The sequence below is a fragment of the Clostridiales bacterium genome, assembly GCA_017569285.1.
Taxonomy (GTDB): domain Bacteria; phylum Bacillota; class Clostridia; order Christensenellales; family Aristaeellaceae; genus Aristaeella.
Map to the genome: position 1 here is coordinate 1,393,509 of CP069419.1, position 21,511 is coordinate 1,415,019.

The window sequence follows — 21,511 nt, forward strand, 5'->3', positions numbered from 1 at the left end:
CGCCGGATGCCAGCGTTTCCATTCCGTGCTCCAGCATTTCCAGCGCCTTCCGCCGGCGTTCCGTATATTCCGCGTCCGAGCGCCGGATTCCGGTTTCCGCGCAGGCCCTGAATTCCTTCAGGAATCCGTCTTCCAGCGATTCGCTGTGTCCGGCTTCCTTCCAGGTTTTCTCCAGGTAGTCCGGTTTTTCCCGCTTCAGCGCGCCTTTCAGGCATTCCTGAATGGCCTGTATGGATGCGGCTGTATCCGAGAAGTCACCCGTTTTCTGGCGGGCGCGCAGGCCGCGGGTCAGCGCGTCCACATGCTCACGGATCTGTTTGTATTCTTCTTCCGGCATGACATCCGGATGGACGGAGCGGCGGGTAAACTCCTTCACCTTTTTGGCATCGGACAGATCCTTCCAGGCTTTTTTCCCGATCAGGTAAAGGATATTTTCACATTCGGTTTCCGCTTCTTCAGCGCAGCTGCGGGCCGCCTGGTACGCCTGTTCCTTCCGGACGCTCGCTTTCTCCAGTTCCTTCAGTTCCCGGATCTGCCGGCTGATCTCCGCGCTCTTTTCCGGAGCAGCTGCTTCCATCCGTTTGGACAGCTGGTCCATTCGTGCGGTAAATTCCCTGCGGGAAGACTTCCTCCGTGCCCTGCTCTTGAGCAGCATGGCTTCCGTCAGCTGTTTTCCGATCCGCATGATCGGGTTCAGGCTGGAAAGGGGGTCCTGGAAGATCATGGCGATCTTGTCGCCGCGCAGGTGGTAGAAATCATCCTCGCCGATCTTCAGCAGGTCCATGCCGTTATACAGGATTTCTCCCTCTTCGGTAATGGCGTTGCCGGCCTGGATGCCCAGGATGGCTTTGCTGGTAACCGATTTGCCCGAACCGCTCTCGCCGACGATAGCCAGCGTTTCTCCCTTCATCAGGTCAAAATTGATTCCGCGGACCGCCTGCACCTTGCCTGCGGAGGTACGGAAAGAAATCCGCAGATTATGGACCTGCAGCTTCTTCTCCGCCTGCGGCTTCTGTTCCGTCCGGGGCGGCATAACGTTCATATTGTTCTCTGACATTAATCAGCACCTCGCAGCGATGGATTGAAAGCGTCCCGTAGTCCGTTGCCGAACAGGTTGAAAGAGATTTCCAGCAGCGATATGAACAATGCCGGGAAGAAGATGATATAGGGGTCGGTTGCCAGGTAATCCTTGCCGTTTGCCAGCATTGTACCGACCGAAGTCATCGTGGAGGACTCCAGGTTGACGATGTTCAGGTACGTCAGGGAGCTCTCTGTAAAGATGACCCCTGGAATCACCAGGATGGATCCGGTAATGATTGTTCCCAGGGAATTCGGGAAGATGTGCCGGAACATCAGGCGGCTGTCCCGGGCGCCCAGTGTGCGTGCGGCCAGGACGTACTCCTGTCCCTTGAAGCGGTAGAACTGCATCCGGACCCGGGATGCCATCCCGATCCAGCCGGTCAGTACAAACGCAAACAGCAGCGCACCGATCACGCCGACCTTCTTTGCCAGGTGCAGCTGGAACAGGACGGTGACGACGATGAAAGGGATTTCCGCCAGGATATCGGAAATCCGTTCCATCACCAGGTCCGTTGTGCCGCCGTAATAGCCTTCGATCGCACCGTAGATGGTTCCGATAAAGAGGTTGATTGCCGACACGCAGATCGCCAGCAGGAAGGAAAAGCGTGCACCGGCGGCAAGCCTTGTAAAGATATCCTGTCCCCGGGCGTTCGTCCCGAAAACAAAACCCGGTTCAAATCCGTAACGGTACTGGAAATAGGTATACTTGTTGATCCGGGTGACATAGCTCTTGGCCGTACTGGTTCCTGCGACCCGGGCATAGGCCATCGGGTGTTCGGGATCGTTGTCCGCGGCAATCCGCAGGCTGTGGTAGGCTGTATCCTCCGGGGTGGTGGTCCGGTAGATGCTCTTGAGGTTTCCCTCCTTGTCCAGCTTGGGCTGGCCCTTCTTGTCCACTTCGTACCAGATATTGGCATCGGTCTGCTTGGCGTCCTTGATGGCAGGATAAATCACCTGGATCCCGTGCTCATCCTGCCATTTCTGGATATCTTCAAACTGATCCCCGGTCAGGGTCAGGTACAGCATGCCCATGGATGTATAGTTGTCGACCCGGAGATCGTAGAATGTGGATTTTCCGCTGGCCGTCGGGTCCTTGTAATCGGCGCGGTAGGTTGCCCGGATTGTTTCCAGGCCGGTTTCCTCCGCGATCGCCTTATAGTAATGGTATTTCCCGCTGTTTACCGTCACGTCGCTGCATCCGTCGATGCCCAGGAACGGAATCTTCGGGGGCAGCTTTGTGTAATTCAGGTACATGGTATCCGTCAGGGCCCGCGAATAGGGCGTTTCGCAGAAGATCGGGATCAGGATGGCATACAGCACCAGAAGAAGGATAATCCAGGCAGCCGCCACGGATCCCTTGTTCTTCCGGAACCGGTTCATGGCGTCCCGGAAATAGCCCACCGGTTTGGTTTCCAGTTTTTTGTCATGTGTCCTGCCTTCCATGGGTACAAAACGGAATTTATCCTTCGGTACCTCGAAGGCGGCGGTATTCATCATCTTCTCACTCATACTTTTCTGCTCCCCATTCTGATCCTCGGGTCAATGAACCCGTAGCTGATATCCACAATAATACCGGACACAAGCCCGATAAGCGTATAGAACGCGGAAAGCAGCAGGAAGAAGTTATAGTCAGGCGTCGCGGATGAAACGGAAGCGACATACAGCGGGCCGACGCCCGGAATCCCGAAAATCTGCTCAATGATCAGTGATCCGCCCATAATGCCGATGAACTCACCCAGGATCATCGGGAAAATCGGAACCATGGCGTTCCGAAGGGCATGGCGCACGGTTGTCTGCGCCCGTGTCAGGCCTTTCGTCCGGGCCAGCAGCAGGTAATCGCTGGTCAGGACTTCTGTCAGTTCCGCACGGGTATACCGGGTCAGCTGTGCCACGGTTCCGAACCCGAGCGACATCACCGCCGGAACGATACTGACAAATGTGGACCATGACAAATAATCATATCCGGGATTCATCTGGAAGGGGAACCACTTCAGCTTAAAGCACAGGAAATACTGCACCAGGAATGCGTATACATAGCTGGGCGTGGATACGAAAATCACAACCAGCGTTGAAATCAGCTGATCCTGCCATTTGTTTTTCTTCAGCGCCGCATAAATGCCCAGCAGCAGGCCCAGCGGCACGGATATCAGCATGGTATAGGCGTTCACAATGACCGTGGCGGGCATCTTTTCGATAAATTTTCCCCAGACGTCCTGTCCCAGGTACAAAACCTCACTGACGCCCCAGTCCTGTCCGATCAGCGACCTCCGGAGAAAAATCACATACTGCTCCAGCAGCGGCTTGTTGTACCCCAGTGCTTCGCGCCGCATCTCGATCAGCTGCATATCCTTGCCGAACTGCTTGGCCGGTTTGTTGGGCAGCAGCTTGACCAGGATAAAGCACATGGAGATGATGATCAGGAAAGTAAACAGCATCAGCACAATTCTTTTGAGAACATATTTTCCCACGCTTCAAACCCCTTTTTCCTTGCGGTTCATTTCTTTTCCTGCCGTGCAGGGATGGTCCCATGAACAGTGAAGCATACAACGTTCACCGCGTTGCATGCTTCGCTGTTCATGCAGGGATTGTTTCACAAAACGGAAATACCATCTCCGGCAGCCGGAAACCCGGTTGCCGGAGATGGCCCTGTTCTGGTATCCAGAACCGGCGGAGGGCTTTTCAGCCCTGCCGCCTTTCATTCTTCCGTCCCGTGAATCTTACTTGTAGTTCAGGGTGCCGCCCTGTTCAGCAACAAACGCGTCCCAGGCAGCATCGTCATAGTTGTAGGTCATGTACTTGACGCCGCCGCGGCTCAGCGGGAACACTTCATCCTCGAGGTAGTATTCGATCTTCATGCCCTTCAGCTTGGCGGAAGCATCGCCCATCAGCGGGATGAAGTCATAGTTCTGCAGGATGATGTTTTCGAGCTCGCCCAGGACCAGGATCCGGGTTTCCGCATTCGCGGTCACATCCAGTTCCACGTCTTCGCCCGCAGCGTTCTTGGCCGTGATCACATTGTTGGTGATGCTCAGGTACCAGGTCCAGACATCCGTTGTGTACGCTTCGCCGTCGATCGTCACCGTCATCTGGGTTTCGGCGGGTTTCCAGGCGGGGTCATACTGATAGTTGGAGGAAACATAGGCTTCGATCAGGCCGAAGGGATCGAAGGTGCTGCCGGTCCAGCCGACGCCGAAGAGCATATCCACCTGGTTGTTGCGCAGCGCATCGGCGAAGCCGTTGCCTAGGGTGGAGTCACGGTCAAACTTCAGCTTGCCTTCCAGCTTGGTGCCCTTGACTGCTTCGGTGTAATTGTTGACGATGAAGTCATAGCCGCTGTTGTAGAAAGCGGAAGTCGCGTTGGGCGTACCGACCATGATCAGGACGGTATCCGCATCGGTCATCAGGCCGGCTTCAATCGCCTGATCATAGGCCTTGTCGAAATACTCGCGGGCCATCTCCAGGTTGTAGCCGGTGATGGAATCGATCGCGTCGTCCACGGTCGCATACAGCTTGCCTTCGCCGATTTCGTCCGCCAGACCCCAGAAGTCAACGACAACCTGCTTGGCGGTATCCGTGGTGCGGTAGAACAGGCCTTCTTCAGGATCCGCAACAATCTGGCTGCCGTAGAGGGCGAACGCCGGGAAGCTTGTCGGATCAGCCGCCAGCACGAACTCGGAACGGTTCATGGCCAGGGACATGGCGATACGGAAATCCTTGATCGTCAGGATCGTCTTGTTGATGTTCGCTCCGGCAGCTTCCTGCGCGGTCTTCAGCGCTGCCAGATCGGGGTTGAACGCCATCGCGAATACGGAGTCGCCCTCATCATAATAGGTGTAGTCGGAGGACGCGTATTCCTTGATGTAGTCCTTGTTCAGGCCGTTGACGTCCAGCTTGCCGTTCAGGAACATTTCCATCCGGGTGGCGGGTTCCTGTACATAGGAAACATTGATCACGTCGGTCTGGTACAGCCCTTCAAATTCCGGCAGGCTGTATCCGAACCAGTTCTCATTGCGGACCAGGTTGTATTCCTTGTCGCTCTGGAAGGAACCCAGCTTGTAGGGACCCCAGGACATCGTGGTTTCCTGCGAAGTGCCGTAGCTGTTGGTGTACACGCCGTCTTTTTCGCTCGCGCACTCATTGTACTTCGCTTCGTTGACCAGCCAGTTCGGGATACCGTAGTAGAGGTAGAAGCCTTCCAGGGGCTTGGCCAGGATCAGCACCAGTTCCTTGTCGCTGAGGGCCTTGACGCCGACCTTTTCAAACGGGAATCCGTCTTCATAGGCCTGGAAGTTCAGGAAAAGCTCATCCTCGGTCCACTCAACCAGCTGTTCGGGGCTGGCCCATGTCGCATAGGCCGCGCCTTCACCGGTGGTGTAGAATTCATACAGTTCGCCGACGGTCAGGGGCGTTTCGACTACTTCGTTATCTGCCGCGCCGGTCCAGGCTTTCGCTTCGAAATCGTATGTGTCGCCGAAAGAATTGGCCCAGTTGATCCAGCCCTTTTCATCCTTGAAGGCATCGATCAGTTCTTCGGTGGTCGCGAATCCCTTGCTCGCCTTCACCTTGCCGTAGGAAGTGGGCTCGGTCAGGCCCTGCTTCAGGTAGGCTTCGGCATTCGCCACAACCAGGTTGCCGGAATACAGGCCGTCCGCGCGGTGGTTCTGCGCTTTCGGATCCAGCAGGTACTGGGCGGAGGTCACGAAATCCGGAGCCGTGATGGGGGTGCCGTCTTCCCAGGCAAGGCCGTCCCGCAGGATGAATTTCCACGCGCGGGCGGTATCGCCTTCCGCGATTCCCCATTCCTCACCGACATAGTCGGCGGAAACGTCGGTCGGGAAATCTTCGACAGCCAGGGGCTTCAGCACATAGCCGTCTTTGTCTTCGTTGAAATCAAATTCATAGAAAGCGGAGTACAGCCAGTCGGTAATGTTGCTGTCAGTGGCCGTCTGCTGCTGGAAAGGGCTCCAGTTCGTCGGGAATTCCGCCGCAGCCGTACGGTACGTATAGGTCGGCGCGGTTTCTTCCGCAAACGCGGCGGTCAGGCTGGCCATCATGCAGAGAGCCAGTACCAGGGATAAAAGTTTCCTCATTAAGTGTCCCCTCCTGTTGTTGTTTATTTTTCTGGGCATCCGCCCGAAAAAACGAAATCAGAACAAGCCGGATTCGATTGCCCGGATGGTAGCTTTTGCTGATCTGTCCATAAAAGAAGTACGGTTTGATCATAACATACTCCGGGGGGATATGCAATTCTTTTTGCCTGTCTGCCGGTGCAAAAACGATGCCTTCACCTGGAAGGCACCGCTTCCTGCAGGCTGTCCGCTCCGGTCCACACGCACTGGATATCATCCGGTGTCTCAACCGTTCCGGGATCCTCCGCGCAGTTCAGCCGGATCATCTCCCAGGCCAGGTCAACCGCCCGGGCCGGTCCGGCCATCACCGCCTGATCCACCCGGTCCCGGAATCCGCCGGTCCGCGCGTCAAACCAGTAATGGCGCTTCAGCCCGTTCACCGTATAGGCGCCGTATCCGTCGCTCCGCAGTTCCCCGGCCGCAAACCGGATGGAGGCCGCTGGTCCGGCGGCGCTCAGCGTGGCCGCCGCTTCCCCGTCCTTCATCACGGAAACAATCAGCGTTTCCTTTGCGCGGGCCGTCAGTGCCAGGCCGCTCTTTGAAAACAGCACAAAATCCGGATAGCCGGCCGCTTTCATATCTTCCGCAACCAGGTCCATCAGGTAGGCGTCCCGCAGCAGGTTCAGGTCCAGGATGGGGGCGGAAATTTCCAGTTCCTCCGCCAGGCGCCGGTATTCTTCCGGTATCGTCAGGCAGGCCGTCGTTCCGCCTTCCCCTTCGCTGAGCGTGAGCCGGATTCCGTTCTCCGGCCGGACCGCCCCGGCGATCCGGGCAATCCGCTCCGCTTCCTCCGGCGAATTGGCCGGGTCCGCGTTCTGCGGTTCATCCAGGTAAAGCAGCCGCTCCCACTCATCATACAGTGCGCCGGCAAAGGCGGAGTATCCCTCATCCGCGCCGGTCTTTTCCAGCGCGTCGCGCAGTACGCCGGCCAGCCGGTCCGGGATCCGGATTTCCTCCCCCGGATGCCGGTTCAGGGCCGCAATATTCTCCGTTTCCTCATACACAGCGGTGCTGTCCAGCTGGATAAAATTCCGGTACAGGCTGTCGGAATAGATCCGCTGGACGGTGTTCGACAGCGTCCGGATATCCGCGGCGTTCCCTTCCGCCCAGTAAATCATGGAGATACCGGTCCGGTACAGCACGTCCGCGTGCGTATTCTCATAAACAATCGTCTGGTATCCGCTCTCCCGGTGTCCCAGCTTGATGGCCCAGGTCGTAAAGGACCCGACTGCGATCAGGACCGCCAGGATGAACAGAACCAGCCGGATACGGTTTTTCCTGTCACGAAGCATGCATTATCCCTCGCCGAAGCGCTTTTTCTTCGCTGCGTCGATTTCCTCCTGGGTACCGTACAGCCAGTGGCCGTTGCCCAGGTCCTGCAGGGACGGATGATCGTTCTCACCGTATTCCTTCGGCTCGTAGACGAAAAGCTTCTTCTTCTTTTCCAGGATCGGGTCCGGGATCGGAATCGCGCTCATCAGGGAGCGGGTATACGGATGCAGCGGATACTGGAACAGCTCCTCCGTCTCGGCCACTTCCATAATCCGGCCCTTGTAGATGACCACAATGCGGTCGGAGATAAACCGGACGATCGACAGGTCGTGCGCAATGAACAGATAGGTCAGCCCGCGCTCCTGCTGGAATTTCTTCAGCAGGTTCAGCACCTGGGCCCGGATGGAAACGTCCAGTGCGGAGATCGGCTCGTCCGCCACAATCAGCTCCGGTTCCATGACGATGGACCGGGCCAGGCCGACGCGCTGCCGCTGTCCGCCGGAAAACTCATGAGGATACCGCGTCAGGTGTTCCGGCAGGAGGCCGACGTCGTTGATGGCCTTCTCCACCTTTTCCATCCGCTCCCGGTCGCTGTTGAACAGGTGGAAATTGTACAGGCCCTCCGAAATGATATATTCAATGGTCGCCCGCTCATTCAGGGACGCTGCGGGATCCTGGAATACCATCTGGATCTTCCGGATGACTTCCCGGTCCTTGGAACGGGGCAGCTTGCCGGAGATCTTCTCTCCCTTGAAGTAGATTGCACCGTTTGTGCATGGATTGATCCGCACGATGGCCCGGCCGATGGTGGTCTTTCCGCTGCCGGACTCGCCGACCAGGGACAGGGTCTCTCCCTTGTAGATATCAAAGCTGACATCAGACACGGCCTTGAAGCTGTTCTTCCCCTGCTTGAAGACTACGTCCAGGTTCTGGACGGAAAGCAGGACTTCCTTGTTCTGATTGTCCATGCCTTACTCTCCTTCCTCTTCGAAATCGCCGTAGATCTTCACCATTTTTTCATGCAGGTTCTGGATATTCTTCGGCGCTTCCGTCTTCGGGGCCCGGGGATCCAGCAGCCAGGTCTTCGCGAAGTGGGTTTCGCTGACCTGGAACATCGGCGGCTCTTCCTTCAGGTCGATGGCCATCGCGTAGTTGTTCCGCGGGGCAAAGGCATCACCGACAATCTTGTTGTACAGGGAAGGCGGCGTACCGGGGATGGAGAACAGCTCCGTGCCCCGCTCCGTCAGCTGCGGCAGGGAGGACAGCAGGGCCCAGGTGTAGGGATGCTTCGGATCGTAGAAGATATCCTCCACGGTGCCCAGCTCCACAATCTGCCCGGCATACAGCACCGCCACGCGTTCCGCCACATTGGCCACAACACCCAGGTCGTGGGTGATATAAACTGTCGTAAATCCGAGATCCTGCTGCAGGTCCTTGATCAGGCGGATGATCTGGGCCTGGATCGTCACGTCCAGCGCGGTCGTCGGTTCATCGCAGATCAGGATCTTCGGCTGGCAGCTCAGCGCGATCGCGATAACAATCCGCTGGCGCATACCGCCGGAATACTGGAATGGATAATCGTCAAAGCGTTTCTCCGGCTCCGGGATTCCCACCTTCGCCATGATATCCAGCGTCCGCTGCTTTGCTTCCGCCTTGGAGCACTTCTGGTGCTTCAGGATCACCTGCATGATCTGCTTGCCGATCGGGATAACCGGGTTCAGGCTGGTCATGGGATCCTGGAACACCGTCGCAATCCGGCGGCCGCGGATCTTCTGCCAGTCATCGGTATACTTCACGTTGGCGCAGTCGATCACCGCATAGCCTTCCAGCTGGTTCTCCGACTCGTTCACTTCAGTGAATTCCACATACAGCACGCAGGTCTGGAACAGCTTCCGGCGCACGTCGCTGTCCAGCAGGTTTTCCCCCTGGATCATCGCCTTGCGGAGAACCCGGTTCAGTTTCATCGTGTATTTGATCCGGTCCTTGAAGGGATACCGGCCGGTGGAAAGCAGCACGTCATATGCCAGCTTCCGGTTGCGGGCGATCGTCGCGTCTGACAGCCCTTCCGGATTGCTTTCCTTATCCTTCGTTTTGATCTTTTGCTTGCGCAGCTCCTTCAGCCGGGCAATCTCCGTCCGGTCTGCCGCCTGGCGGGCCGCATCCGCCTTATAGGCTTCCGTGCGTTCCTTGATCAGGGATTCCTTTTCCGCGTTCAGCGCATTTTCCCGCGCCGTCAGGTCCCGGATCTTCTTTTCCAGTTCCTGGATTTCCTTCTGGTCATTCGCGCTGTGCTTGTCCAGGGTCAGCAGGTAGTTGTTGCTTTCCACGATGTCGTCGTGAATATCCTTGGCCCGGGTACGGAATGATTCTTCCTCTTCCTCGGTCAGAGTTTTCACATGGGCAATGTCCGCCTTTTTCTGCCGGAGCGCCCGGTATTCCCCGGCGCCGCGTTCCAGCACTGAATATTTGTTGTACTTGTTGGTCAGCCGTTCCAGCAGGCGCAGGTTGGCCGGCGTCAGCTTGACGTTGGTATGGGAAAGGTCGTCATCCGAGAAGATGACGCTGCCTTCGCTGATGAAACCGTTGGATTCCAGCATGCCGGCAAATGTCTTTGTCAGGACGGATTTGCCCGATCCGCTCTCACCGACGATCGCGATGGATTCATGTTCATAGATATCCAGGCTGACGTTCCGGATTGCGGTCAGGATCCGGCCGCGTACATTGAATTTGACGCTGACGTTTTTCAGGGAAAGGAGGACTTTCCTGTTTTCATTCTCGCTCATGATCCGCCCTCCTTACATATGCGTCCTGGGATCCGAGGCATCCGCCAGGTTCTGGCCCAGAACGTACAGAATTACGGTGATGGCTGAAGCGATGGCAACCGGCGGCCAGAATTCCCACGGATAGACCAGGAAGGCGCTCTGCGCCTGCTGGATCATCCGGCCGAGGGAGGGAATTTCAGCGCTCAGTCCGACGCCGATAAAGCTCAGGAACACTTCCGAGGAGATATAGCTCGGCAGTTCCGTCGCCAGCACCGTCACGATCACGGAAGTCAGGAAAGGCAGGATATTCTTGCTGATCATCCGGGGAATCGGCGTGCCCAGGCAGCGGGACGCCAGCGAATACTCCCGGTCGCGGATGATCATCACCTGGGTCCGGAAGAAGTACGCGATTCCCAGCCAGCCGGTGATCGTCATGGCAAACACGAAGCTCCAGAAGCCCGAGCCGATGACGTATACCAGCACAGCAATCATCAGGATGTACGGCACGTTGGCGATGATGTTGTAGATCACCAGCATCACCTGGTCAAACCGCTTGCTGTATCCCCATACGGCGCCGAGGATAATGCCGATCGTCATGTTGATCGCCGCGCAGATGATGGCCAGCAGCAGGCTGGTCTGGGCCGATGCCCAGATTCCGTAGAAGATGCTGTTGCCCATGGGGCCCGTACCCAGGATCCACTTGAAGGAGAATCCGTCGTATTTGGCCATTGCCGCGGCGGGAGACAGGTTGAATGAAGTGGCATCCCGGAGATTTTCATACGCGTCGTAGGGGGCAATCGCCGGAATCACAAACGCGCACAGGAAAATCAGGATGAATAGGATAATCATCAGCAGGTTGGTTTTCTTGCGGAAAAATACGCGGAATACGGATGCCCAGTAGGAATACCGGGGTGCCGTGATTTTTTCGGACTGGATCGTGTCCTTGTCGATAAACCGGAACAATCCGTCCTGGTTCCGGGTCGTCTGCTCAGACATCAGCGGCCACCTCCTTTGCTGGATGAGAGGGAGATCCGCGGGTCATACTTGGCCAGCAGCAGGTCGCCCAGGATCAGGGATATGATCGACAGCGTGGTATAGAACACGGTACAGGCCACGATGATGCCGTTGTCATACCCGTTGATGGCGTTGGTCAGCAGGCCGCCCACGCCGGGTACGGAATAGACGCGCTCGGTAATGATCGCGCCGATCAGGCAGCCCAGGATGTTGCCGGGGATGCCGTGGACCAGGTAGATCATCGCGTTGGGGCTGATGTGCTTCCGGTAAATTTCCTTCTCGCTCATGCCTTCCGCCCGGGCGAATTTGACGTAGTCGCTGTTCATCTGGTCAATCATATATCGCCGCATCCACTTCATCAGGTTGCCGATGGACGGCAGCGCCAGCGAAAGGGTCGGCAGGATGTAGGCCAGGATCTTGGCCTCCGCGTTGGCAAACTTGTATGGCAGCCCGAACAGGGTGGTACCGATGGCGGCAAACAGGAAAATACGGGCCAGGCCGGGCACCGCGATGGAGAAGATGATGTAGCCGTTGCCGATCTTGTCCCCCAGTCCGTCCTTGTGCCGGGCCATGGCAATGCCCAGCGGCAGGCCGAACAGGTAGGCGATTGCGGTTGCGATCAGGCCGATCACAAAGGAGTTCTCCAGCATGGACAGTCCGTCAATCCGGTAGCTGTAGGTCGTGTACTGGTCCGGGAATTGCTTCATCTCCGTTTTGGTTCTGGGAGAACTGTTGTAAGTCAGCGTATGGAAATCAATCGCTGAACTGATATATTCATCCGTGCCCAGCTTGGCCGGATACTGGGTCTGCACCTTCACCTGGTCCCCGGTCGGCCGGTTGATGACGTCGGTGATTTCCTGTCCCCTGAACTTGGTAAAGGAAGTGCCCAGGTTCAGGTGGATCCAGTTCTGGTGGATAAACGGGAAACGCCCGTCAAAGTACAGCTGGTATTTGTGCGTGGTGCCGCTGCCCACCACCGCAAACAGACCGCTGTACGGGTCATGCTCGGCCCGGACATAGCGCTCCGTCAGCGCGGGATCCTGCACGTCGTTCACGGTTTCCACCGTAATCAGGTGCGTCAGGTAATTCCACAGGCGGGTAAATACGCTCCGTTCCACCACGGCGACCAGGTATCCGTCGCCGCCCTTCTTGGCTTTTCCGGAAGGGGAACGCTGGGGTTCGAGATACCGGATTTTGTATCCTTCTTTCTCGAACATCTCAATAAACTCCTGGACGTCAGAATTGTCCAGGTAGGTATTTTCATTCTGAATGGCTTCCTTGGCTGCCTTGAACTCATCGCTCTTGGTATACTCCGCGCCGTACTGGCCCTCATATTTGGACCGCAGGAAGCTGGTGAAATCCGAATACTCCAGGTATCCGAATTTCTGATACTGGGCATACTCATAGATGGTCCGGTCGTTCAGGCTCTTCTTGTTCCAGACGTCATCCATCTGGAATATGGCGCCCCTTGGAATCAGGTTATAGACCAGGAGCATAACGGTCGCGATTACGACCAGCAGCGAAAACAGGGAGAACAGAATCCGCCGCAGCATGTATCTTCTCATGAATACACCCACTTACCCAAAAAATAAAATGAGGAAATAATACGCAAATGATCCCGCGCCGGCGGGATTATGCCTGGAATCAATAGGGGAAGCGGCGAAGACGCCGCTTCCCCCCGTTTTACAGAATACCCTGTATGGGGATTAATAGTCCACACCGATAACCTTCAGCATGTAGCCATTCACGCCGAACGTATCCAGATAGGTGGAAGGATCGCCGTAGTCGGGGCCCCAGCCGGATCCGTAGAAGAAGTCGAAGTTGCCGGCTTCACCGGACGCCGCGCGGTATCCGCAGGCGTAGAAGTCCGCGGAAGTGGTGGTCTCAACCAGGTTCACAACCACGTTCTCGGCACCGAGGGTTTCCTCGATGGTCTGCTTGGAGACCTGCGCCTGAGCGGTGTTGCCTTCGGAAGCGGAATAGTACACGATGTCGATGGTGATCGGCCAGGTCACGCTGTCGCCCAGTTCTTCCTTGGCCTTGGCCAGGTAGTCCTTGGCGAGGTCCGCGTTGTACCAGCCGTCGATGGCGTCCGCAACCTTGATTTCGCCGCCCATCTGATCCAGATAGTACTGAACCATCTCGCCGTAGAAGGTGCCGGCCGCAAATTCATGGCCGTCCGCATCCGTCGTGGCGTTCTCCAGGGAGACGAACTCGGGGTGGGTATACATGTTCCGGATGTTGGCCAGCTTCAGGTCTTCACCGCGGCTGGTGGCATTCACGGTCGCGCGGTCCCACGCATGGGCCAGGGCTTTCCGGAAGCTCTTGTTCATCAGGGCATTGTGCGTGTCAATCTTCTGCTGCTCGGTCTTGGGAGAAGCAGCCGCGCCGCTCTCCAGGGCGAAGGTGCCGCGGTTGACGTTCATGCCGCCGAAGTAGGTGGTGGAGGTGGTGTCGGAAACGTAGGCATACTTGTCGAAGTTGCCGTCGTCCTTGGCCATCTTCAGGGTGCCGCTCGCCTCGGTCAGGCCGCTGCCGGCGTACACACCGCTCACAACGTCATCGTAGAACGCCTTCATGTTCTCACCGTTGTCGTAGATCCAGGTGATGCTGTTGATCGTCACCTCGTCCGCACGGTAGTAGTTCGGGTTCTTCTCAACAACGATTTCGGAATCGGGATTCAGCTTCTTGAGGAGGAACGGGCCGCTGTAGACCTGGGAGGCCACGTCGGTGTTCTTGCCGAAGGTGTAGGCTTCGGTATCGGCGAAAGCAGCCTGATATTCCTCAGCGCCATAGACGCCGCCGTGGCTCAGGTACCAGTCTTCGCAGATCGGCAGGAAGCAGCTGTAGGTCAGCATGGTCATGAAGTAGGGGATGTCTCCCTCCAGCGTGATCACCAGGGTCTGGTCATCAACAGCTTCATAACCGACTTCGTCGAAGGAACCGCCCGCCAGGTATTCGGCAGCGCCCTTCACAACGCCTTCAACCAGCCACTCGAGGCCGGCCTTGGCGTCCAGCATGTGATGGAACCCGGCAACGAAGTCGCCCGCGGTCACGTCGGCGTATTCTTCGCCTTCGGAGGTGAACCACTTGGCGCCTTCCCGGATGTGGAATGTGTAAACGGAACCGTCATCGCTGACTTCCCAGGACTCCGCCATGGCGGGGCACAGCTGGTTCAGGTTGTTGTACTGCACCAGGCCGTCCACGCAGTTCACGGTGATTTCGGTATCGCTCTGGGAGGAGGTGTTCAGCCAGTCCAGGGTAACCGGAGCGGTGGCGAAGGTCAGCTTGTAATCGCTCTGGAGGGTATGGCCCTTGCCGGTCAGGTAAGCGGCAGGATCATAGGTTCCTTCGCCGGCAACGGCTTTGCTCCACTCGGCAAGCAGGTCAGCCCGCTCGTCGGGGGTCAGGAACTCATCGGAGATGACCAGGCCGAACAGGCGGTCATCGTCATTGCCCCACTGGACGTAGGGAACGGTACGGGGAGCGATGCGGCTGATGGTGTAGGCACCACCCTGGGTGGTATTCGGAACCATCACGGCGCTGTCGAGCAGCGCGGCTTCCGCCTGCGCATACAGGACGAACCGTTCATCGTTGGTCGGAGCGGCTTTGGCGGCCTTCATCAGCTCGTCATAGTCACCCAGCAGTTCGAGATAGATCTCTTCATCTTCGGCGCGTTCGTAAGCCACATCTTCTGCGGAAACGGAGGCGACACCCAGAATCATGCAGAGAGCCATCAACAGGGCAATCAGTTTCTTCATGGTAGATATCTCCTTTTTTTTATTTATTATCGGGATAGCCCCCGAATAATACAAAGCAGGAAATACGGAATGCAAATACACATTTCACAATGGCAACATATACAACCTTTGTTTATGTGCGAGATAGAATAACATATTTACAGGCAAAAAGCAACGACCTGAGCTGTCCGTTTTGAATCAGACAACATGTAAATACAATAAAAATACAATCCTGTTTTCGGCCTTCTATGACCCTCAATCCCTTTATTTTCAACGGCTTCGGGTTTTTCGGATTGTATTTTCTGTGTACTGTATACAATGTTGCTCAGATCCGGATACCCGTTTCGGCAGCCTTTCCGGCGACATAATCATAGGCTTTCCGGTACGCTTCTTCGGTCTGCATGTGCTCCAGCAGCACCGGCGCTTCCGGCGCCAGGTAGCGGTCCAGGATCCGCAGGATTTCCCCGTAGTGCAGCGTTCCCTCCCCGGGAGAACATTCCTCCAGCAGGGCGGTCAGGTTCGTCGGGTGCATCCGGGTGTCCTTGATATGCGTACTCCGGATATACGGCCCCAGCTTCCGGAAGCATTCCTCGATGAACGCTTCCGGCGCGAGATACCTTCTCGGGCAGTTGATCATGTTCACAAAGTCCATATGGGCGCCGAACTGCGGCCGGTCCACGTCCCGGATCAGCTGCAGGTATTCATCCGGACCGTCCGGCACCATCCAGGGCATGGGTTCAATGCAGTAAAACGCCCGGGACGGATTCATCTCATCCAGGATCTCCCGGATCTGGCTGATAATCCGGTCATACGTTTCCGGCAGGAAATTGCTCCGGTCCGCTGCGTCCCAGCCGGCTGCGCTCTCAGTTCCGACGATATTCACGCAGCACGGAATCCCCAGCCGGTCGGCCAGCGCCAGCTGGCCTTTGGCATAGGCCATCGCCTCCGCTGCGGCCGCCGGATCCGGATCCATCGTATTTTTCCATACGCCGATTTCCGCGATCCGCACGTCATGCCTTGCCGCCGCTTCCATATAGGCCGTGATTTCCTTTTCCGGTGTCCGGCAGCTGAAGGGGGCCGTCACCGCCCGGAACCGGGACCGCACCAGCAGCTCCTCCCATTCCGGAACAGAGGAATATTGTCCGGTAACCGTTCCGCCCAGCCGCATCACTCCGCCTCCGTTCTCAGCACCGCGCTGGTCAGCGGTCCCAGGGTCAGCACGGTCCCGTCCAGGGACGCGCCGCCGTCCAGCGGATCCGCGGAAATCCATGCGGCTGTCTTCCGGAATTCCACACCGGCATCCGCCAGGTCCAGCTTCTGGATCCGCTCCGTGGTGTTATGGAACACACCCACGGTGGATCCGTTCCATTCGCACAGGAATCCGCCCGCCTTTGTATCGCTGAAGCTCAGCGCGGTATAGGTTCCCCGGGCAATCTCCGGATTGGCCTTCCGGATCGCCGTCAGTTTCCGGTAATGGTTCAGCAGGCTGTTCTTCATTCCGTCCAGGTCCTGCACGGAATAGGTCGTCTGGCTCGTATAGGTGCTGCCGGGCGGGTCCTTCACCGTGTCCCCGTCCCCCCACAGCATGGCCAGGCGCCGGTTGGCGTCCGTATTGGCGCCGCCCCGGGAACCCCGCAGGCCGATTTCTTCCCCGTAGTAGATGAAGGGAGATCCGGGAGACAGGAGATACAGGCTCGCAGCCACCGCCGCCCGTCCGGATGCCATCGTCAGGTAGCCCGCCGCGCGGTCCGTATCATGGTTGGCAATAAAATCAATCTTCATCGCTTCCGGGTTGATCCCGTGCAGCGTATCCAGGTACTTCTGCATTGCCGCGGTCAGCCGGTTCACATCCCCGGCCTTGGCCGTCTCGGCAATCAGGCCTTCCGCCTGGCTGGTGGCAAAGTGGAAGCAGTTGACCGCCGGGGCATACCGGTTCGTGATGCCTTCCCCGTCCCAGACCTCCGCCACGGTGTATACATCCGGATTGATCTTCTTCAGTTCCCCGATATACCAGGTCCAGAACGCCAGGTTCTTGTCATGCTCGTTCAGGTACAGGTATTTCGCCGCGTCAAAGCGGAACCCGTCCACGCCCAGGTCCAGGTAGAATTTCGCGATGTTCAGCACTTCCTGCCGGACAGCCTCGGAATCAAAGTTCAGTTCCGGCATCGTGCTGGAGAAATTGTCCTCCACCCGGATGCGGCCCGACAGTTCTTCCATAAAGCTCCGGCCGGCCGGCGCCTTCTCATCCGGTCCGATGCAGGTGTAAAAATCATAGCACGGTCCGGCCGGGTTGTTCATCGCGCGGGAATTCAGGAAACGCCGGTACCAGATATGCTGGCTGCTGGTGTGGTTCAGGGCCAGGTCCAGGATGACCTTCACATTCCGCCCGTGGCAGGTTTCCACCAGCTCCCGCAGGTCATCCATCGTCCCGAAAGCCGGATCAACGGTGTAATAATCCATCACGTCATACTTGTGGTAGGACGGGGATTTGAAGATCGGCGTCAGCCAGATCCCCTCCACTCCCAGGCTTTTCCCGGATGCCGGATCCCCGTCGTTCAGGTAATCCATCCGGTTGATGATTCCCCGCAGATCCCCTTTCCCGTCTCCGTTGGAATCGGAGAAGGAGCCCACAAAGATCTCATAGAATACCCGGTTGTTATCCATAACATCCCATCCATCGGAAAATGTCAGTCCTTCCGCCGTGGCGGCTCCCGTCAGCAGCGTGAGTGCCAGGATCAGGACTGCCGCGGTCATCGCGGTCCGCTTTTTCATGCTGATTCCCCCTGCCGGAAAAGGCGGGCTGCACCCGCAGCCCGCCCTCCCTGTTGATTTGTTACCCGTCAATCAGGCTCCGCTCCGTTTCCGGATCAAACAGGTGCATCACCTTCGCCGGGAAGGTAATGAACATCTTGTTGCCGTACGACAGGCTGTGACGCTGTTCATTCGTCAGGTCCACCGTGGGCAGCCGGACGATGATCTTGTCATCGTGCGCGCTGGTCAGGTGCAGGTGCAGCTCGCTGCCCATCATTTCATTCACGTTGATCGTGCACTCGATGGCATTCTCCGCCTGCTGGAACAGCACGGTCGTATGCTCGGGGCGCACACCCAGGATAATATCCCGGGAGGTCACCTTCTTGGCGGCCAGCACCGCGTTCTGGTCTTCGTTCAGCGGAATCCGTACGTCCAGCACGTCCACGGCATAGCTTTCGCCGTCCTGGACAAGCTTGGCCTTCAGGAAGTTCATCTGCGGGCTGCCGATGAAGCCGGCCACGAAGAGGTTCACCGGGGTGTCGAACACCTCCTGGGGCGTTCCGACCTGTTCGATAAAGCCGTCTTTCATAATAACGATCCGGTCGCCCAGGGTCATGGCTTCCGTCTGGTCATGGGTGACGTAGATGAACGTGGTGTCCAGCTTCTGCCGCAGCAGGATGATTTCCGCGCGCATCTGGTTCCGCAGTTTGGCGTCCAGGTTGCTCAGCGGTTCGTCCATCAGGAACACCTTGGCGTTCCGGACCATGGCGCGGCCGATGGCCACGCGCTGGCGCTGGCCGCCGGACAGGGCCCGGGGCTTTCGGGTCAGGTACTCGGTAATGCCCAGGATCTCCGCGGCGTTGGTCACCCGCTCGAAAATTTCATCCTCCGGCATCTTCTTCAGCCGCAGGCTGAAGGCGATGTTGTCATACACCGTCATGTGCGGATACAGCGCGTAGTTCTGGAATACCATCGCGATATCGCGGTCCTTCGGCTGCAGGTCGTTCACAACCTCGCCGTCAATTTCCACCGTACCGCCGGAAATATCCTCCAGGCCGGCCACCATGCGCAGCGTGGTGGATTTTCCGCATCCGGACGGACCGACAAACACGATGAATTCCTTGTCCTTGATATCCAGGTTGAAATCGTGGACCGCCGTTACCTTGTTGTCATATACTTTCTTGACATCTGTCAGTTTGACGCTTGCCATTTTTTTCTCTCCTTTCTTTCAGGTCAGGATGCAGGGCATCTTAACCTTTTACCGCACCGCCGGTAACGCCTTCAACATAGTACTTCTGCAGGAACAGGAACAGGATGGTAACCGGAAGGGCTACCAGCACGCCGCCTGCGCAGAACATCGTATAGTTGTTGGCGATCGAGTCCCGGTTCAGCCAGTCATACAGGCCGACCGCCACGTTCTTGCCCGCGGACGTACCGAAGGATATGTACCGGGCAAATACGTAGTCGCCCCAGGGGCCCATGAACGCGGTCAGGATCGTATAGATGACGATGGGCTTGGAGAGCGGAAGGATGATTTTGTAAAGAATCTGGGCACGGGTCGCGCCGTCCACGCGGGCCGCCTCATCCAGCGAGGTGGGAATCGTGTCAAAGAAGCCTTTGGACACGTAGTATCCCATACCGGAGGATGCCACATAAACCAGGATCAGGCCGGGCGTCGCGTTCGCCTGGGTCAGCCCCAGGTCCTTCAGCACCCGGTACAGGATGATCATGGAAAGCATTCCGGGGAACATGCCCAGGATCAGCATGAACCGCATCAGGGGTTTCCGCATTTTGAAGCGGAACCGGGACAGCGTATAGCTCATGCACAGCACGATCACCGTCTGGATCAGGGCGGTGATCAGCGCCGCGATGAAGGTGTTGGTATACCACCGCGTAAAGTCCGTTGAGAACAGCCGCGTATAGTTGTCAAAACCCCACACCTTCGGCAGCACGTAGCCGACCTGGCCGGTGCTCTCCACACGGAAGGATTGCAGCACGATGCAGACAAACGGGATCAGCCAGATGATGCTGATCGCAATCAGCAGAATATGGATGGCGGTGTTGGAAATCGCACGGGAGGTCCGCAGTCCCATGTGACGTTTTGCCGTTGCTTCACTCATCAGCGGAAATCCTCCTCATTCTTGATGCTGGGCATCAGATTATAGACCACCAGGGAGATCACCGCGATGACCACGAACACCAGAATACCGATTACGGACGCAAGGTAATACTGGGACTCGGCGCCGGTGGTGATCTTGAACAGCCAGGTAATCAGCAGGTCCGTGTAGCCGACCGTGCCTGCCGCGGAGGACGCGGCCGGATTCGTCGGCGCACCGCCCGTCAGCAGGTAAATCACGTTGAAGTTGTTGATGTTGCCGGTAAAGCTGGTCAGCAGGTACGGCCCGGTTACAAACAGCATATACGGCAGCGTAATCTTCCGGTACTGCTGCCATCCGCTGGCGCCGTCAATCCGGGCGGATTCGTACAGGTCCGCGGGGATGTTCATCAGGATACCGGTCGTGATCAGCATCAGGTACGGGATACCGATCCAGATATTGATCAGGATAACGGTGATCCGCGCCCAGGTGGCGTCCTCCCAGAAGGGAAGCGCGGTCTGGATCCACCCCATATCCATCAGGAACCCGTTCACAATGCCGTTCTTGGCGAACATCTTGCTGACGTACAGCAGGGAGATGAACTGCGGAATCGCGATCGTCATGACCAGGATCGTCCGCCAGCCCTTCTTGAACTTAATCCCCTTCTTGTTGATGGCCATGGCCACAAACATGCCCAGGAAATAGTTGGTGAAGGTCGCGAAGAATGCCCAGATCAGCGTCCACAGGAGCACTTCGCCGAAAGTCGCCGCGTAGGACTGCGTGCCTCCGGCGCCGCCTTCCCAGGAGAGCAGGGTATTGAAGTTGTCCAGGCCCACCCAGGTGAACAGGCTGTTGGTATAGCCGTTGTGCGTGCCGTCATAGTTGGTGAACGCCACCAGGATCATAAACAGGATCGGCAGCACGGTGAAGATCAGGATGCCGGTCAGCGGCAGGGCCAGCAGCGTCTTGTGGAACTGGTCGTCCACGATGCTGCGCAGGTCATCCTTCCCGCTCTTCAGCTTTTTGCCGGATTTCAGGATCTGTTCGGCGATCTTGTTCTGCCGGACATTCACCCGCCAGGTGTAGATGAACGCGATGATGAAGAAGATCGTCAGCACGCCGTACAGCAGGATCTGGAAGGAATTGTCATGGTACTTGGTGGTGTAGGTATCCAGGACAAAGTTATATTCCTCCGTGGGGCCCTGCTTGCCCAGGGAAGGCAGCATGCTCAGCCAGTATGCGCCCGAATTGACCATGAAGAAGATGAACACCGCTTCAAACAGCAGGAACAGCAGTCCCCGCAGGACCTGCCCGCGGGCGATGTTGCCGAATCCCATAATGAAATAGGAGATCTTGGTCTTCCAGTCTCCGTGGGCAAAGGTTGAGGCGATATCGGCGCATTCGCGGCCGATCCCCTGTCCGCCCTTCTTCAGCAGGTCCCAGAGCTTCAGGAACACATTGCCGACCGCGCGGGGAATGCCGGTGAAAAACCGGCCCAGTTTGTACAGAAGCTTGCCCCCCTTGGACAGCCTCAGGTACTCGAGGTCACTGTATTGCTTCATCCCCGATTTCAGCTCCTTTTGCAAAATGGCCGGAACCAAACTGGGTTGGTTCCGGCCGCCTTTTATCTCAGAATCCGAACGTGCCGATGCGTTGCCGGATTCCCG

14 protein-coding genes and 1 pseudogene are annotated in these 21,511 nt (G+C 57.3%); all 15 read right to left on the reverse strand.

All coding sequences use genetic code 11. The annotated features are described in order from the left end of the window. Positions 1-622 precede the first annotated feature (622 nt). The 15 genes and pseudogenes from JNO48_06030 to JNO48_06100 all read right to left on the reverse strand — a co-directional run bounded on the left by JNO48_06030 (position 623) and on the right by JNO48_06100 (position 21,406). Positions 623-1,033 (reverse strand): annotated as a pseudogene (locus JNO48_06030) (ABC transporter ATP-binding protein). A gap of 23 nt (positions 1,034-1,056) precedes the next feature. Then, complete coding sequence (locus tag JNO48_06035; GenBank protein ID QTE69456.1) at positions 1,057-2,589, reverse strand: ABC transporter permease; 1,533 nt, start codon at positions 2,587-2,589, stop codon at positions 1,057-1,059. Continuing rightward, positions 2,586-3,548 (reverse strand): ABC transporter permease, encoded by a 963-nt coding sequence (locus tag JNO48_06040; GenBank protein QTE69457.1) that lies wholly within the window; start codon positions 3,546-3,548, stop codon positions 2,586-2,588. Before JNO48_06040 ends, JNO48_06035 begins: the two co-directional genes overlap by 4 nt. Before the next feature lie 249 nt (positions 3,549-3,797). Next, positions 3,798-6,170, reverse strand: coding sequence for a hypothetical protein (locus JNO48_06045; GenBank protein ID QTE69458.1), 2,373 nt, complete (start codon positions 6,168-6,170; stop codon positions 3,798-3,800). Positions 6,171-6,364: 194 nt separating this feature from the next. Continuing rightward, positions 6,365-7,501, reverse strand: a complete 1,137-nt coding sequence (locus JNO48_06050; protein QTE69459.1) for a hypothetical protein — start codon at positions 7,499-7,501, stop codon at positions 6,365-6,367. Positions 7,502-7,504: 3 nt separating this feature from the next. Further along, positions 7,505-8,449 (reverse strand): ATP-binding cassette domain-containing protein, encoded by a 945-nt coding sequence (locus JNO48_06055; protein QTE69460.1) that lies wholly within the window; start codon positions 8,447-8,449, stop codon positions 7,505-7,507. 3 nt (positions 8,450-8,452) lie between these two features. Then, positions 8,453-10,264 (reverse strand): ATP-binding cassette domain-containing protein, encoded by a 1,812-nt coding sequence (locus JNO48_06060; protein QTE69461.1) that lies wholly within the window; start codon positions 10,262-10,264, stop codon positions 8,453-8,455. 12 nt (positions 10,265-10,276) lie between these two features. Further along, positions 10,277-11,239: an ABC transporter permease gene (locus tag JNO48_06065; GenBank protein QTE69462.1), complete on the reverse strand. Its 963-nt coding sequence runs from the start codon at positions 11,237-11,239 to the stop codon at positions 10,277-10,279. Then, entirely contained in the window at positions 11,239-12,822 is a 1,584-nt protein-coding gene (locus JNO48_06070) for an ABC transporter permease (protein QTE69463.1), read from the reverse strand. Before JNO48_06070 ends, JNO48_06065 begins: the two co-directional genes overlap by 1 nt. A gap of 141 nt (positions 12,823-12,963) precedes the next feature. Continuing rightward, positions 12,964-15,018 (reverse strand): peptide ABC transporter substrate-binding protein, encoded by a 2,055-nt coding sequence (locus tag JNO48_06075; GenBank protein QTE69464.1) that lies wholly within the window; start codon positions 15,016-15,018, stop codon positions 12,964-12,966. Positions 15,019-15,322: 304 nt separating this feature from the next. Continuing rightward, on the reverse strand, positions 15,323-16,165 hold the full coding sequence (locus JNO48_06080; protein QTE69465.1) for a sugar phosphate isomerase/epimerase: 843 nt from the start codon (positions 16,163-16,165) through the stop codon (positions 15,323-15,325). Next, on the reverse strand, positions 16,165-17,769 hold the full coding sequence (locus JNO48_06085; protein QTE69466.1) for a hypothetical protein: 1,605 nt from the start codon (positions 17,767-17,769) through the stop codon (positions 16,165-16,167). Before JNO48_06085 ends, JNO48_06080 begins: the two co-directional genes overlap by 1 nt. A 61-nt stretch (positions 17,770-17,830) precedes the next feature. Next, positions 17,831-18,958, reverse strand: coding sequence for a sn-glycerol-3-phosphate ABC transporter ATP-binding protein UgpC (gene ugpC, locus JNO48_06090; protein QTE69467.1), 1,128 nt, complete (start codon positions 18,956-18,958; stop codon positions 17,831-17,833). Between the two features lie 40 nt (positions 18,959-18,998). Then, positions 18,999-19,841, reverse strand: coding sequence for a sugar ABC transporter permease (locus tag JNO48_06095; protein QTE69691.1), 843 nt, complete (start codon positions 19,839-19,841; stop codon positions 18,999-19,001). A gap of 26 nt (positions 19,842-19,867) precedes the next feature. Continuing rightward, positions 19,868-21,406: a sugar ABC transporter permease gene (locus JNO48_06100; protein QTE69468.1), complete on the reverse strand. Its 1,539-nt coding sequence runs from the start codon at positions 21,404-21,406 to the stop codon at positions 19,868-19,870. Between the last annotated feature and the right edge of the window lie 105 nt (positions 21,407-21,511).